Raw genomic sequence first — 15,660 nt, 5'->3', positions numbered from 1 at the left:
GCCCACTGTCGAACACCCCACTAGGGCTGAGCGCGCGGGAACACCCGCCGCCTGCCCAGGAAGCCAGAACCATGAACGCCACCGTATCCACACTGAACATCGCATCAACCCCTGCCAACCCTGTGTTGACCCGGCGCTTGCCAAGCGCAGCCCAGCTCAAGCAGCAATTGCCCCTCGGCGAACCCCTGCGACAGCGGGTTCACGCGCAACGTCATGCCATCCGCGCCATTCTTGAGGGCAAAGACGACCGCCTGTTGATCGTCGTCGGCCCCTGCTCCCTTCACGACCCGCAATCAGCCCTCGAATACGCCAGCCATCTGGCCGCCCTGTCCCGCGAAGTGAGCGAGGACATGCTGCTGGTAATGCGGGCCTACGTCGAAAAGCCACGTACTACTGTTGGCTGGAAAGGTCTAGCCTACGATCCCCATCTGGATGGCAGCGATGACATGACTCACGGCCTGACGCTGTCACGCGAGTTAATGATCGAGATGCTGCGCATGGGACTACCGGTCGCCACTGAGCTGCTGCAGCCAATTGCGGCGGGCTACTTCGACGACCTGCTGGGCTGGGCGGCCATTGGCGCACGCACCACCGAATCGCAGATTCACCGGGAAATGGCCAGCGGGCTGGACCTGCCAGTGGGTTTCAAAAATGGCACCGACGGCGGCGTGGCGATTGCGTGCGATGCCATGCGCAGCGCCGCTCACAGGCATCGGCACTTCGGCGTGGATGAACAGGGCCATCCGGCAATCATCCTGACACCAGGCAACCCCGACACTCACCTGGTGCTGCGCGGTGGGCACAGCGGCCCCAACTACAGCCAAACCCATGTCGCCAATGCCCGCGCCGGACTGGAGAAAAACGGCATACCCGCGCGCTTGATGGTCGATTGCAGCCACGCCAACAGTGGCAAGGATCCTCTGCGTCAACCGGACGTGTTCAACGACGTGCTTGAACAGCACCTGAGCGGTGATCGATCCTTGATCGGCATGATGCTCGAAAGCCATCTGTTCGAAGGCTGCCAGCCCCTGAGTGACAACCTGCGTTACGGCGTTTCCGTCACCGATGGTTGCCTTGGCTGGGACGCAACAGAAGCCTTGTTGCGCACTGCTGCCCATCAGCTACAACTGCAGCGGGCGCGCAATCAAGTAATCGGCTGAGCGAAAAAATGCCCCGGGCATGCAGCGCCCGGGGCCGAGCCAGAGGCCATTGCGAGTCAGATCTTTTTCTAAATGCAGGTTGAAAGCACAATGACTGCCTACAGATTTTGTAGACCCTAAAGTAGGAATATGACGCCAATGGCTCTGGGGCCTGCGCTCGCGGGGTGGCCTGGACAACATCTGCTGTCAGAGCGCTTATGAAACCCTCACCTAAGGTGATTTTTATGGATCAAACACCTTTAGAGGATATGCATGACATGGATACGTCAGCCAACACGCGCTACCCGATAGTGCTGGTACACGGCCTTTTTGGATTCGACCACATTGGCCCGTTCAATTACTTCAATGGCATCAAAGAAGCCTTGAACAAGGCCGGGGCCACGGTCTATGTGGCCAAAGTCTCAGCCGCCAACAGTTCTGAAGAACGGGGCGAACAGCTGCTTGAGCAACTACGCGCATTGGCCACACAAAACGGCTTACAGCGATTCAATGTGATCGGCCACAGCCAAGGCGCCCTTACCGCTCGCTATGCCGCTGCCGTCGCGCCAGAACAGGTGGCTTCTGTCACCTCGGTCAGCGGGCCCAATCAGGGGTCGGAACTCGCGGATCGCGTCCGTCAGGCACTCACCCCTGGCGCACTGCCAGAAACCGTCGCCGCCGCCCTGAGCAGTGCGCTGGGCAGCTTCATTTCAAGGTTGAGCGGTCGCCGGGAACTGCCGCAAGACGCCTTGGGTGCATTGAATGCCTTAACCACCGAGGGCGTGGCCGCCTTCAACAAAAAATACCCCCAAGGGCTGCCCGAGACGTGGGGCGCAATGGGCGCCGAACAGGTGAATGGCGTTCTCTACTATTCATGGAGCGGGATAATCAAAGGCTCGCTGTTCTCAGAATCCTTGAACATTTTTGACCCCCTGCACAATGCCTGCCGGGTGTTTGGCAGTTTTTTCACCCGCGAAAGCAAAGAGAATGACGGGATGGTCGGACGTTTCAGCTCCCACCTGGGGCAGGTGATTCGTTCGGACTACCCGCTGGATCATCTGGACACCATTAACCATGTCGCCGCACTGGCCAACAAAAGCGTCGATCCGGCCGGGCTTTACGTCGAACACGCGCGTCGTCTCAAGGCCAAAGGCGTGTAATACCCACCAGCACAACCGACGGGGGAACTTTTGCCGCGAAAAAAGCGCCTGAATCCGGTAGTCTCACCCCTTTATTGAAAGGAGCACTTCCCATGGCCAAAGCCACTGCCCGTCACATCCTTGTTGCCAGCGAAGCTAAATGCAACGAACTGAAAGCCCAAATCGAAGGCGGCGCTGATTTCGCTGAAGTCGCAAAAGCCAACTCCACTTGCCCTTCCAGCCGTCAAGGTGGCGACCTGGGTTCATTCGGCCCAGGCCAGATGGTTAAAGAGTTTGACACTGTCGTGTTCAGCGCACCGATCAACGTGGTTCAAGGCCCGGTCAAAACCCAGTTCGGTTATCACCTGCTTGAAGTGACCAGCCGCCAGGATTAATCCTCAAGCGCTGCGTGACAACGGCCCGCCTTTTGGTGGGCCGTTTCGTATCCGCTGCCTTTAACCTCGTGCTACGTTTCCTCACTCACGAACCCAACGTGTCTCACCTGAGGAAATGATCATGAACCTTAAGGGTAAAACTGCGCTGGTCACCGGCTCCACCAGCGGGATAGGCCTGGGTATTGCATTGAGCCTTGCCAAGGCCGGTGCCGATCTCATACTCAACGGCTTTGGTGATGCCAGCAAAGTCATTGCCGACGTCGAACAGTGGGGTGGCCGAGTGGGCCATCATGCGGCCGATGTCAGTGACCCGGCGCAAATTGCCGAGATGATCGACTACGCCGAACGCGAATTCGGCGGCATTGACATTTTGGTCAACAATGCCGGCATTCAGCATGTGGCCAGCGTTGAAGCGTTTCCGGCAGAGCAATGGGACGCCATCCTGGCCATCAACCTCTCCTCGGTTTTCCACAGCACCCGCCTCGCCCTGCCCGGCATGCGCAAACGCAATTGGGGGCGCATCGTCAACATCGCGTCAGTCCACGGCCTTGTGGGCTCGGTCGGCAAAGCGGCCTATGTAGCCGCTAAACACGGCGTCATTGGCTTGACCAAAGTGGTCGGATTAGAAACGGCGACCAGCAACATCACCTGCAACGCCATCTGCCCCGGCTGGGTTCTGACACCGTTGGTGCAAACGCAAATAGACCAACGCATCAGCCAGGGCATCGACCCTTATCAGGCTCAGCACGACCTGCTGGCCGAAAAGCAGCCTTCGCTGGAATTTGTCACCCCGCCGCAATTGGGCGAGTTGGTGTTGTTTCTGTGCAGTGAAGCCGCCAGTCAGGTCAGAGGCGCTGCATGGAATGTCGACGGCGGCTGGCTGGCTCAATGACCACGTGTATTTGCGCAGGTCGAGCATGCAAAAATGCATGCCAGCCCTGCACTTATTCGGGTTGTACTTGGCAAATTTGCACTGTTAGCATCGACCATCGTTCGTCTACGAACAGCCCTTAATAACAAGACAAAGCAGGGAGTTAGTGATGACTGCACAGGTTTCATCCTCAGCGACACAGGATGTCGAGGCCACGCATTGCGAGATTCTGGCCGAGGTGCGCAACCACATTGGCCACCTGACCCTTAACCGCCCCAGTGGCCTTAACGCCATCAACTTGAACATGGTCCGTGCGCTACAGCGCCATCTCGATGCCTGGTCCAGCGACCCCGCCATCAAGGCCGTGGTATTACGGGGGGCAGGTGAAAAAGCCTTCTGCGCCGGCGGTGATATCCGCTCGCTGTACGACAGTTACCAGAGCCAGGGCACACTGCATTACACCTTCTTCGAAGAGGAGTACGCCCTCGACCTGACCCTGCACCATTACCCCAAGCCCATCGTGGCCCTGATGGACGGTTTTGTGCTCGGCGGCGGCATGGGGCTGGTGCAGGGTGCCGATTTTCGTATTGTCACCGAGCGCAGCAAGCTGGCGATGCCCGAAGTCGGTATCGGTTATTTCCCTGACGTCGGCGGGAGCTACTTTCTTACCCGAACACCGGGAGAACTCGGCACGTATCTCGGCGTTAGCGGCGTGCAAATCCGTGCGAGCGACGCGCTGTATTGCGGCCTGGCTGATCGCTACCTCGACAGCAGCCGACTACCGGAGCTTGATGCTGCACTGAACGCGCTCACATGGGCCCAATCACCCGCCGAGGACCTCAAGGCCCTGCTTGACCCCTTGACTGTCACCTCGCTGCCAGACCCTGCGCTGGCCTCACGGCGCGCCCTCATCGACGACGTGTTCTCGGCACCCAATGTGCCCGCGATTGTGGATCGCCTGCGCGCCGTCACGCTGCCGGATCAACGTGAGTGGGCCACCGCCACGGCTGATCTGCTGCTCACGCGCTCGCCGCTGGCCATGGCCGTAACCCTTGAAATGCTGCGCCGGGGACGCGAGCTGCCTCTGGAACAGTGCTTCGCGCTGGAAATACACCTGGATCGCCAATGGTTCGACCGGGGCGATCTGATGGAAGGCGTGCGCGCACTGATCATCGACAAGGACAAAACCCCGCACTGGAACCCGCCGTCTCTGAATCAGCTGGATGCCGCGCACGTTGCCAGTTTTTTCTCTGATTTCAAGCCGACAGGAGCCTGAGCCATGCAGGACATCGAACTGAGTGAAGAACAAGTGATGATCCGCGACATGGCCCGCGACTTCGCCCGCCGCGAAATCGCACCCCATGCCCAGGCCTGGGAAAAAGCAGGCTGGATTGACGACACACTGGTGACAAAAATGGGCGAGCTGGGCCTGCTCGGCATGGTAGTGCCCGAGGAATGGGGCGGCACTTACGTCGATTATGTGGCCTACGCCCTGGCGGTCGAAGAGATCTCCGCAGGGGATGGCGCCACGGGCGCGCTGATGAGCATTCACAACTCGGTGGGGTGTGGCCCCATTCTCAAATACGGCAGCGAGGCGCAAAAACAGACCTGGCTGGAAAAACTGGCCAGCGGTCAGGCCATCGGTTGCTTTTGCCTGACCGAACCCCAGGCGGGATCTGAAGCCCACAACCTGCGCACCCGCGCAGAGCTGCGGGACGGCCAGTGGGTGATAAACGGTACCAAGCAATTTGTCAGCAATGGCAAACGCGCTCAATTGGCCATTGTGTTTGCCGTGACCGACCCGGATCTGGGCAAAAAAGGCCTGTCGGCGTTTTTGGTGCCGACCGATACACCGGGGTTCATCGTGGACCGTACTGAACACAAAATGGGCATTCGCGCATCGGACACCTGCGCGGTCACCCTGAACAACTGCACCGTGCCCGAAAGCAGCCTGTTGGGGGATCGCGGTAAAGGGCTGGCCATCGCCCTGTCCAACCTTGAGGGCGGTCGCATCGGCATTGCCGCGCAAGCCCTTGGCATCGCCCGCGCCGCCTTTGAAGCCGCGCTCAGCTACGCCCGTGATCGCGTGCAATTCGATAAAGCCATCATTGAACACCAGAGCGTCGCCAACATGCTTGCCGACATGCAGACCCGGCTCAACGCCGCGCGCTTGCTGATCCTGCATGCGGCCAGACTGCGCAGCGCCGGCAAACCATGCCTGTCAGAGGCCTCGCAGGCCAAGTTGTTTGCCTCGGAAATTGCCGAGTATGTGTGCTCCAAAGCCATCCAGATTCATGGCGGCTATGGCTACCTGGAAGATTACCCGGTGGAGCGTTACTACCGGGATGCGCGAATCACGCAAATTTATGAGGGCTCGAGTGAGATTCAACGCATGGTCATTGCACGCGAGTTGAAACACTATTTGGTTTAAGCCGCTTTAAGGGGGTTCTCCCGTCCGTGCAACGCGGTCCGTCCAGACCGCGTTGCACTGGATGAATCACTGATGCTTGAAGTCGGCTTCGCGCTTGGCAACAAACGCCGCCATGCCTTCTTTCTGATCCTGCGTGGCGAACAGTGAATGGAACACACGGCGCTCAAAACGCACGCCTTCGGCCAAATTCACTTCGAACGCGCGGTTGACGCATTCCTTGGTCAGCATCAGCACCGGCAGGGATTTTTTGGCAATCACGGCCGCCACTTTCAGGGCTTCTTCGACCAACTCATCCACCGGCACCACGCGTGATACCAGCCCCGAGCGTTCAGCTTCGGCAGCATCAATCAAACGCCCACTGAGGCACATTTCCATGGCCTTGGCCTTGCCTACCGCACGCGTCAAACGCTGGGTGCCGCCCATGCCCGGCAGTACGCCGAGGTTGATTTCAGGCTGGCCAAACTTGGCATTGTCACCGGCCAGAATGAAGTCACACATCATCGCCAGCTCACACCCGCCACCCAAGGCGAACCCGGCAACGGCGGCAATGATGGGCTTGCGGCGGGTCGACACGCGCTCACTGTCCGAGAACAGATCGTCCAGGTAAATCTGTGGGTACGTAAGGTCAGCCATTTCCTTGATGTCAGCACCGGCGGCGAAGGCTTTCTTCGAACCGGTCAGCACAATGCAGCCGATCTCGTTGTCCGCTTCCAGGCGGTCAAGCGCGTGATTCACTTCGCTGACCAACTGCGCATTCAAGGCGTTCAGGGCTTGCGGCCGGTTCAGAGTAATCAGGCCGACGCGCCCGTGAATGTCCAACAGAATGGTTTCGTAACTCATTGATAACTCCTCGTTCAAAGGTTGCGCGAAATGACCATGCGCTGAATATCGCTGGTGCCTTCGTAAATCTGGCACACCCGAACGTCGCGATAGATCCGTTCCAGCGGGAAGTCGCTCAAGTAGCCATAACCGCCCAGGGTTTGCAATGCTTTGGAACACACGCGTTCCGCCATTTCCGAGGCAAACAGCTTGGCCTGGGACGCCTCGACCAGCGCGGATTGCCCGCTGTCACGCAAGGCGGCGGCATAGCGAACCATTTGCCGGGCAACGGCAATTTCAGTGGACATGTCGGCCAGACGAAACGCCACCGCCTGGTGCTCCACCAATGGCTGGCCGAAAGTGGTGCGCTCGCGAGCGTAGTCCCGGGCCGCTTCAAACGCGGCACGGGCCATCCCGACAGCTTGCGACGCAATACCGATGCGCCCACCCTCCAGATTGCCCAGCGCGATTTTGTAACCCTGGCCTTCTTCGCCCAGACGATTGGCCAGCGGGATCTTCATGTCAGTGAAGAGGATCTGGCAGGTGTCCGAGGCATGCTGGCCGAGCTTTTCTTCTACCCGTGCCACGCTGTAACCCGGGGTATCGGTGGGCACGATGAACGCGCTGATCCCGCGCTTGCCTGCGGCCGGGTCCGTCACGGCAAACACAATCACCACGCCGGCGTTTTGGCCTGACGTGATGAACTGCTTGCAGCCATTGAGCACGTAGTGATCGCCCTCGCGCCGGGCCCGGGTTTTCAGGTCGCTGGCGTCGGAGCCTGCTTGCGGCTCGGTCAGGGCGAACGCGCCCAACATGGCGCCGCTGGCCAACGGGGTCAGCACGTCACGCTTTTGTTGTTCGGTGCCGTAGGTGAGGATCGGCACGCAGCCCACCGAGTTATGCACGCTCATGATCGTCGAACAGGCACCGTCGCCCGCGGCGATCTCTTCAAGGGCCATCGCATAGGCTTGGTAGCCGGTGTCACAACCGCCCCATGCTTCAGGCACCAACATGCCAAAAAAGCCCAGTTCGGCCATTTCCTGAAGGGCTTCGCGGGGGAAGCGGTGCTGCTTGTCCCACTCGGCAGCGAACGGCTTCAAACGCTCTTGGGCGAACTGGCGGGCCGCTTCACAAATTTGTCGTTGTTCGGGTGTGGGCAGCATAAAAAATTCCTTAATACAGACATTCCACGGCAATCGCCGTGGCTTCGCCGCCGCCAATGCAAATGGCGGCCACGCCCTGCTTGAGTTTTTTCTGGCGCAAGGCCGACAGCAACGTCACCAGAATGCGTGCCCCGGAAGCCCCGATCGGATGCCCCAAAGCGCAGGCACCCCCATGGATATTGACCTTGTCATGGGGCAAGTCCAGCTCACTCATGGTCACCAGCGTGACCACCGCAAAGGCTTCGTTGATCTCGAACAAATCGACGTCATTGAGGTTCCAGCCGGTTTGGCTCATCAAGCGCTTGATGGCGCCCACGGGTGCGGTGGGAAACAGGCCGGGTTCATCGGCAAACGCCGCATGCCCGTGGATCACCGCCAACGGCGCAAGCCCACGCTTTTGCGCCTCGGAACGACGCATCAGCACCAGCGCCGCTGCACCATCGGAGATAGAGCTGGAGTTGGCCGCCGTCACCGTGCCGCCGTCGCGGAAGGCTGCTTTGAGTGTGGGGATTTTTTCGGGTTTGGCTTTGGGCGGTTGCTCGTCGTCAGTGATCTCACGCTGTTCTTTGCCTACCGTGACCTGCACCGGGACGATTTCAGCACTGAAGCTGCCCTCCCTGATCGCCTGTTGGGCACGGGCCAGCGAGGCGAGCGCAAACGCATCCTGGGCCTCACGGCTGAAACCGTGGGCCTGCGCGCAATCTTCGGCAAAGGTGCCCATCAAACGACCGCGGTCGTAGGCATCCTCCAGGCCGTCGAGGAACATGTGATCCAGCACACGGCCATGGCCCATGCGGTAGCCGCTGCGCGCCCGGTCAAGCAGATACGGCGCGTTGGACATGCTTTCCATGCCGCCCGCGACCACCACATCCGCCCCGCCCGCCAACAGGCGATCATGGGCCAGCATCGTCGCCTCCATGCCCGACCCGCACATTTTGTTCAACGTGGTGCAACGGGTTCCCTTGTCCAGGCCCGCGCCCAAGGCAGCCTGCCGCGCAGGTGCCTGTCCAAGACCGGCCGACAGCACACAACCGAACAGCACTTCATCAACGCTGTCGCTCGAAACCCCGGCGCGCTCCACCGCGGCGCGAATCGCCGCAGCGCCCAGTTGTGGCGCGGTCAGGCCCTTGAAGTCACCTTGAAAGCCGCCCATGGGGGTCCGTGCCACACTGACAATCACTACCGGATCATTTGACATCGTCATCACCCGCTCCTTATTTGGCTGCCATGCGCAAGGCACCGTCGAGACGGATCACTTCGCCATTGAGCATGCTGTTTTCAATGATGTGACGCACCAGCGCGGCATACTCCGCCGGCTTGCCCAGGCGCGGCGGAAACGGCACGCCCGCCGCCAGGGAATCGCGCACTTCAGGGGTCATGCCCGCCATCATCGGTGTTTCAAAAATGCCGGGGGCAATGGTCATCACCCGAATCCCGAAACGCGCCAGCTCGCGGGCTGCGGGTAAGGTCAGGCTGGCAATCGCGCCTTTGGACGCTGCGTACGCCGCTTGACCAATCTGCCCGTCAAACGCGGCCACCGACGCGGTGTTGATGATGACGCCGCGTTCGCCATCGGGGTCCGCAGCGGTTTGCGCGATGGCCGCCGCGGCCAGTCGCAGCATATTGAAACTGCCGATCAGGTTGACGTTGATCACCTGACTGAAGCTCTCCAGCCCGTGAGGCCCGCCCTTGCCGAGGATCTTTTCGCCGCGCACGATGCCCGCGCAGTTGACCAGACCGTTCACGCCGCCAAACGCCGCGACCGTGGCGTCAATGGCGGCCTGCGCCGCCTGCGCCTGACTGATGTCCGCCACCGCGCTGCGCGCCTGAGTGCCCAGACGCGCGGCCTGTGCGGCGACGGCATCGGCGTTCACGTCCACCAGCATGACCCTGGCGCCGGCATTGACCAGCATCTGTGCCGTAGCAGCACCCAGGCCCGAAGCTGCGCCCGTAACGATAAAAACCTTGTTCTCGATCTGCATGATTTTTCCTGAAGGTTAAGCCGTGGCCCGGGCGTTTGCCGCCTGTTCAGCCTTGGCGATTTCCTGATTGCGCAAGATGAAGCGCTGCAACTTGCCGCTGGGTGTTTTGGGCAACTCGCTGACAAATTCGATTTCACGGGGATAGGCATGCGCCGCCAGTCGCTGGCGCACGTGCAAGCGCAGGGTTTCGGCCAATTGCGCATCGCCCAGGTAATGCGGGCTCAGCACCACGAAGGCTTTGACCAACTCCGTGCGTTCCGGGTCGGGCTTGCCGACCACCGCGGCTTCAATCACCGCCGGGTGCTCGATCAAGGCGCTCTCCACATCAAAGGGGCCCACGCGGTAGCCGGAGGTGGTGATCACATCATCGCTGCGCCCGACAAAACTGATGCTGCCATCCGGGTTCAACTCCACCGTGTCGCCGCTCAGGTAGTAATTGCCGACGAAGGCCTTGGTCGGGAAGCCCTGATAGCCGCCAAACCAGCACATCGGCGACTGGCTGCGGTCCACTGCCAGAATGCCCGGCTGCCCGACAGGCAGTTCCTGGTGATGCTCATCCAGCACCACGATGCGGTGCCCCGGCGAGGCAAAACCGGCCGCCCCCAGGTGCACCGGGTGCCCGAGCCCGTGGTGATTGCACAGCACCATGCCGATTTCAGTCTGGCCGTAGTGGTCATGGATGGTGACGTCCAAATGCTCGGCAAACCAGCGGATGACTTCCGGATTAAGGGGTTCACCTGCGCTGCTGACGGCCCGCAACTGGCCTTTGACCTTGCTGGAGAACGCATCACCGGCTGCAATCAACAGGCGATACGCCGTCGGGGAGCCGGTGAGGTTGGTGATGGCGTACTTTTTGATCACGCGGCACGTGCTTTCGACCGTGAACGGGCCGTCGTAGAGCGTGATCGGGTGGCCCATCGACAGCGGGCCGGTAATCCCGAAATAGATACCGTAGGCCCAACCGGGGTCGGCCAGGTTCCAGAAGGCGTCTTGCGCACGCAGGTCCACGGCGTCCCGGGTGTAGGCCTGAAACGCGACGATGGCTTTGAGGGGAACAAGCAGCGGTTTTGCCGGGCCGGTGGTGCCCGAAGTGAACATCAGCAGAAAAGGGTCTTCGCCGTTCAGCATCACGGGCTCGCAGACCGCCGGGTAGCGCTCCAGCTCAGCCCAAAAGCTGTAATCGCCGCGCACGAGCCCCTGCCCTTTCGGACCGCTCACGGTGACGATGGTCGGGCAGTCATTCACGTCGTCCAGCTTGGGCCGATTGGCGGCGTCCGTGACCACCAGCGCTGCGCCGGAACTGTTAAGGCGGTGCTCGATGGCTTTGGGGCCAAAGGCCGTAAACAACGGTTGGTAGACCGCACCAATGCGCCAGCTTGCCAGTACCACAACCAGCAACTCGACATTGCGGGGTAACAGGCCGGCTACGGTGTCGCCGCGCTTGACCCCTTGGGCCAACAGGAAATTGGCAAAGCGGGCCGCGTGCGTCTGCAACTCGGTGAAGGTGTAGGACGCGCTGCTGGCGTCACGGCCTTCCCAGAACAGTGCAATGCGCCCCGGCAAGGCATGGCGGTCACAGCACTCGACGCAGGCATTGAGAGCCGTCAAATCGCCGTGCAGCGAATGGCTTACGGCACGTTGATAGTCAAAGTCGCTCATCGCGGTCAGATAATCGCGCATCAGCAGAATCCCTCGGTCTTTTTATAGGAATGGGAACCGTCGAAAATCCTGCTGATAATCGCCTTGCGAAGGCTCTGCAACAATGGTCAAACCGCTCAAGCTGGTTGACTGCTTTGGCCAATGAGCGATTGAGCGTGCCTAAAGACGCGGCTTAACGGCCCTCTTTCTGGCGGGCGTTCTCGCGCAAATACGCCAACACGGCCGCTTGATCCCCCGCAAACGCGATTCGACCGGCTTTCTTCTCACGCTGAAACGCATACATCGGATCGTAATATTCGCGCAGCAACGCTTCGATCCACACCCGGTGCATGTCCACCGAGCCGCAACGTTCCTGCTCTTGCAGCGCGCGGGTCATCACGTCCTGCAAACGCTGAAAGCGTTCACCGCCGAGGCGTTTTTGAATATTGGCCAGGCTTTCCAACAACCGCTGAGAAAACAGCGCGAAACCATGTTCAGCATTTTTAGCCGTGAATTCGGCACACAACTCAATGACGTAATCACGCAGGATGCGCTCGACCCGGCTGTTCAGGCTGTCTTCGAGCCACACCATCGGCGCGGTCTGCATGGTTTGGTAGAGCGGCAACGGCAAGGCGCAACTGCCCACCGTGCGGCTTTCGTCTTCCAGCACAAAGCGCTCAATGCCTTTGTCGCGCTTTTTCAGCACATCAATGGCCAAGCGATTTTCAAAATCAATGTTGGAAGGCTGGCCGGTGGCGCGCTTGCCAAAGCTTGAACCGCGATGATTGGCGTGACCTTCAAGGTCCAGCGCATTGTCGAGCTGCACCAGCACGTCGGTCTTGCCAGTACCGGTCATGCCGCCGAGCACCAGCAGATCGCACTGCGCCACGGCCTCGTCGAGGGTCTGGATCAGGAACGTACGCAGCGCTTTATAGCCACCGGTGACGCGCGGGTAATCAATGCCGGCATCGTGCTTGAGCCACTGCTGCACGATCTGCGACCGCATGCCGCCACGAAAGCAATACAGGCACCCGTCGGGATGGGCCCGGGCAAAATCGGCCCATGCTTGCAGACGCTCAGCCTTGACCTTGCCCGAGACCAATTGATGCCCCAGCACCACGGCGGCTTGCTGACCTTGCTGCTTGTAGCACGTGCCCACGCGCTCACGCTCGTGATCGGTCATCAGAGGCAGGTTGACCACACCCGGAAACGCCCCTTTGTGAAACTCAATCGGCGCACGGGTATCCATCATCGGCCGGTCATTGAGGAACACCTCGCGCAAGTCGGTTACGTCATGAGCCATCATGCAACCTCAACCGCGTACGTCTGTCGCTCCACCAGACAGCCGATCGGCTCAAGGTTCAAGCCATGCTCGCGGGCCATGTCCAGGAACGCCTCGTTGCCTTGCGGGGTAACAGCCACCAATAACCCGCCGCTGGTTTGCGGATCGCACAATACGCGCTTGTGCAGCTCCTGGATCGGCGAAATCTTGCTCGCGTAACTGTCATAGTTGCGCAAGGTGCCGCCCGGCACGCAGCCCTGCTCCAGGTAGTATTCCACCGCGTCCAGCTGCGGCACCCTGGCGTAATCGATTTGCGCGCTCAAGCCACTGCCGTCGGCCATCTCGACCAAATGCCCCAGCAGGCCAAAACCCGTCACATCGGTCATCGCCGTAACGCCATCGAGCTTGGCAAACTGACTGCCGATCCGGTTCAGCGTACACATCCAGTCACGGGCCACGCCCACGTCCTGCGTGCGCAGTTTGCCCTTCTTCTCGGCCGTGGTGAGGATGCCGATCCCCAAGGGTTTGGTCAGGTACAGCAAGCACCCGGCGGTCGCGGTGTCATTGCGTTTCATCTGGCGTTTGTTGACGACACCGGTCACGGCCAGGCCAAAAATCGGCTCGGGGGTGTCAATCGAATGCCCGCCCGCCAGCGGGATGCCTGCGTCATCACACACGGCCCGGCCCCCGCGGATTACTTCCCGTGCCACTTCAGGCGGCAACAGGTTCACGGGCCAGCCCAGAATGGCAATCGCCATCAACGGATCGCCGCCCATGGCGTAGATGTCGCTGATTGCATTGGTGGCCGCAATGCGCCCGAAGTCGTACGGGTCATCGACGATGGGCATGAAAAAATCGGTGGTCGACACTACGCCGCGCTCGTCATCCAGGGCGTAGACCGCCGCATCGTCGCGCGATGAATTACCGACCCACAACTTCGGATCAAGGTTTTGCGCACCGCTACCGGCAAGAATGACTTCAAGCACCTGAGGCGAAATTTTGCAGCCGCACCCTGCTCCGTGGCTGTACTGCGTCAGGCGAATCGGCTCGCTCATAGGGCACCTTCAATGGGTATCAAAGTGCCAGATACTAACAGAGCGGCCGACGCAGCTGGCGCACGGCATGCGAGGCCCGCAACAAATCAGGAAAGATCAGGGCAGTTCCTCAGACGTCAGGGCGCTTGCCCCAACCCTCGCGAGCCCGCGCAGGATGACCGGCAAGCTGGAAACAGACCCGCGAGTCACATATGTAGTGCCTTAAAATAATCACTACATATGTGTTGACGACGGCTTTTTCCTTTTGCATGATGCAGACGTCTTCCCCACCGGAAGCGCTGGAAAAAGTAGTTGTAAGCATGTTCGACGAGCCGTCGGACTGTTCCGGGATAGGTACTGCCCACAAGGCAGAATTGATGAAGCTGACCTGGTTTGATCGTCCAGAGTCTGGATGAGAGAAGCTGGCGAGACGTCCTCAAGAGGCTTGTGGCTGATGTGTCATGTCACCCGTAGCATTCTGGCTCACGCTGCCCTCCTTCATTTCAGGCTGATGTTGTAGTAGCTGAACTTCACTACTACACGGGACGCGCTCAAGGCAGGATCTGCTTTAGATGGACCCCACGTAGCGCTGCATTGGCAGTTGCGCGAATCAATTGACAGATCAACGAGTGGTCAAGGAGCTAGCGATGAACCTGAATAACCAACCGACTATCAACGAACTGGCTGAACTGTTCGCCGGTCGTAAAGACACACTCGACGATCATATTGTGTGGATCAATGAGGCAGGTGAGGTTCGGGTCGACCCGCTCACCCACTGTGCAGAAGAAACCGAGTTCGAAAAGCAGCATCCACAGATGCGTGCCCGACTCAAAATGTACCGCCGCGGCCAAGGTTATGTGGGCAAAAAGGCCGCCGCGGACAAAGCGTTCATGACAAAGGTGCTCCAAACCTTGACCCTGACCTGGGAAAAGGCGAAAGCAGAACCTGAGGTTATAAAAGTAAACAGCTACTGCTGATCGAAAGACGGCATTGAAAGCCCCGGAATCGCTCCGGGGCTTTTTTTATGCCTTGCCGGCAACGGTCTTGACGCAGCTTTCTGTCCCTCGACCCGCCACACCGTTGTGTATGTAGTGCGGTTGATAGTACGACTTGTGCAGCGTGGTGGTGTACGTGCCCTGCGCATCCTGATCCTGGGTCAAGGTGGCCAACCCGATGCCGTAGTCCTTGGCCGCGCTCGCATCGTCATTGGCAAAGTACAGGGCTAGCGTTTGCCCTTTGGCCGCGCCATACCCTGAATACGTGACCGGCGCTGCGGACGTTTCAACCCTGAAGGTCAACTGATAGGCCCCAAACCCCTGTTCGGCGTGGCTGGCGCTCTCGTCCGTCGTCAGCGTCAACACGCCCTTATACGCACCGTCATGCCGGTCATACCCCGAGCATTCATAAGTACCGGCAATCTGTAACGGGTCGGCCGGTGCCGCCATCGTCAGGCCGCAAAATCCTCCCATTACCCCCCACGCAACCACACTCATGCATCGTTTTGCAGTCACTCGCGACATCATTCATTCTCCACAGCCATTGATGGGGATTACGTTTGAAACGCGAGAAATCTACACCTCGTGACAGCGCGTCTTGTTACCGCTACACAATGGATTGAAACAGCTTTTTGCAGCCTGCCTGCGTCTTCACGCCAGCTGTTTAACGGCTCACAGCGCCCGCTCCAGCTCAGGTACGGCTTCGAACAAGTCCGCCACCAGGCCGTAATCGGCTACCTGGAAGATCGGCGCTTCTTCGTCCTTGTTGATC

At 59.8% G+C, this 15,660-nt stretch carries 15 protein-coding genes and 1 pseudogene; 7 read left to right on the top strand and 9 right to left on the bottom strand.

The window, feature by feature from the left end:
- The first annotated feature begins 71 nt into the window (after positions 1–71).
- From BKD70_RS15045 to BKD70_RS15020, 6 genes are all read left to right on the top strand, one after another.
- Complete coding sequence (locus BKD70_RS15045) at positions 72–1,160, top strand: 3-deoxy-7-phosphoheptulonate synthase (RefSeq protein ID WP_047273597.1); 1,089 nt, start codon at positions 72–74, stop codon at positions 1,158–1,160.
- 257 nt (positions 1,161–1,417) lie between these two features.
- Positions 1,418–2,299, top strand: coding sequence for a triacylglycerol lipase (locus BKD70_RS15040; protein WP_047273754.1), 882 nt, complete (start codon positions 1,418–1,420; stop codon positions 2,297–2,299).
- Positions 2,300–2,391: 92 nt separating this feature from the next.
- Positions 2,392–2,673 (top strand): peptidylprolyl isomerase, encoded by a 282-nt coding sequence (locus BKD70_RS15035; protein ID WP_008150918.1) that lies wholly within the window; start codon positions 2,392–2,394, stop codon positions 2,671–2,673.
- A 121-nt stretch (positions 2,674–2,794) separates the two neighbouring features.
- On the top strand, positions 2,795–3,565 hold the full coding sequence (locus tag BKD70_RS15030; protein ID WP_047273594.1) for a 3-hydroxybutyrate dehydrogenase: 771 nt from the start codon (positions 2,795–2,797) through the stop codon (positions 3,563–3,565).
- A gap of 148 nt (positions 3,566–3,713) precedes the next feature.
- Positions 3,714–4,820: an enoyl-CoA hydratase/isomerase family protein gene (locus tag BKD70_RS15025; protein ID WP_047273593.1), complete on the top strand. Its 1,107-nt coding sequence runs from the start codon at positions 3,714–3,716 to the stop codon at positions 4,818–4,820.
- A 3-nt stretch (positions 4,821–4,823) separates the two neighbouring features.
- Positions 4,824–5,975 (top strand): acyl-CoA dehydrogenase family protein, encoded by a 1,152-nt coding sequence (locus BKD70_RS15020; RefSeq protein ID WP_047273591.1) that lies wholly within the window; start codon positions 4,824–4,826, stop codon positions 5,973–5,975.
- A 66-nt stretch (positions 5,976–6,041) separates the two neighbouring features.
- On the opposite strand, the gene BKD70_RS15015 is transcribed toward BKD70_RS15020, so the two are convergent.
- The 7 genes from BKD70_RS15015 to selD all read right to left on the bottom strand — a co-directional run bounded on the left by BKD70_RS15015 (position 6,042) and on the right by selD (position 13,914).
- Positions 6,042–6,815 carry an enoyl-CoA hydratase gene (locus tag BKD70_RS15015; protein ID WP_047273589.1) on the bottom strand — a complete coding sequence of 258 codons (774 nt, stop codon included), beginning with the start codon at positions 6,813–6,815 and terminating at the stop codon, positions 6,042–6,044.
- A gap of 14 nt (positions 6,816–6,829) precedes the next feature.
- Positions 6,830–7,957, bottom strand: coding sequence for an acyl-CoA dehydrogenase (locus BKD70_RS15010; RefSeq protein ID WP_047273587.1), 1,128 nt, complete (start codon positions 7,955–7,957; stop codon positions 6,830–6,832).
- 10 nt (positions 7,958–7,967) lie between these two features.
- A complete protein-coding gene (locus BKD70_RS15005) occupies positions 7,968–9,161 on the bottom strand; it encodes an acetyl-CoA C-acyltransferase (RefSeq protein ID WP_047273585.1) in 1,194 nt (397 codons plus the stop codon).
- A 10-nt stretch (positions 9,162–9,171) separates the two neighbouring features.
- Entirely contained in the window at positions 9,172–9,939 is a 768-nt protein-coding gene (locus tag BKD70_RS15000; RefSeq protein WP_047273584.1) for an SDR family NAD(P)-dependent oxidoreductase, read from the bottom strand.
- Between the two features lie 15 nt (positions 9,940–9,954).
- Positions 9,955–11,619 carry an AMP-binding protein gene (locus BKD70_RS14995; RefSeq protein ID WP_047273582.1) on the bottom strand — a complete coding sequence of 555 codons (1,665 nt, stop codon included), beginning with the start codon at positions 11,617–11,619 and terminating at the stop codon, positions 9,955–9,957.
- A 151-nt stretch (positions 11,620–11,770) separates the two neighbouring features.
- Positions 11,771–12,880 carry a tRNA 2-selenouridine(34) synthase MnmH gene (gene mnmH / locus BKD70_RS14990; RefSeq protein WP_047273752.1) on the bottom strand — a complete coding sequence of 370 codons (1,110 nt, stop codon included), beginning with the start codon at positions 12,878–12,880 and terminating at the stop codon, positions 11,771–11,773.
- On the bottom strand, positions 12,880–13,914 hold the full coding sequence (selD, locus tag BKD70_RS14985) for a selenide, water dikinase SelD (protein WP_047273580.1): 1,035 nt from the start codon (positions 13,912–13,914) through the stop codon (positions 12,880–12,882). The genes mnmH and selD overlap by 1 nt, the downstream gene beginning before the upstream one ends.
- 626 nt (positions 13,915–14,540) lie before the next feature.
- Between selD and BKD70_RS14980 the strand changes: the two genes are divergently transcribed.
- On the top strand, positions 14,541–14,870 hold the full coding sequence (locus tag BKD70_RS14980; protein WP_047273578.1) for a hypothetical protein: 330 nt from the start codon (positions 14,541–14,543) through the stop codon (positions 14,868–14,870).
- Positions 14,871–14,915: 45 nt separating this feature from the next.
- Here BKD70_RS14980 and BKD70_RS14975 read toward each other — a convergent pair whose 3' ends face one another.
- Positions 14,916–15,386, bottom strand: coding sequence for a hypothetical protein (locus tag BKD70_RS14975; RefSeq protein ID WP_139053281.1), 471 nt, complete (start codon positions 15,384–15,386; stop codon positions 14,916–14,918).
- Between the two features lie 174 nt (positions 15,387–15,560).
- A pseudogene (locus tag BKD70_RS24775) lies at positions 15,561–15,660 on the bottom strand (electron transfer flavoprotein subunit alpha/FixB family protein); the annotation flags it as partial.

Source organism: Pseudomonas sp. BS-2016 (genome assembly GCF_001806145.1).
Taxonomy (GTDB): Bacteria; Pseudomonadota; Gammaproteobacteria; order Pseudomonadales; family Pseudomonadaceae; genus Aquipseudomonas; species Aquipseudomonas lundensis.
Note: the sequence above shows the minus strand (reverse complement) of the source record. Positions and strands in the feature narration are given on the sequence as shown.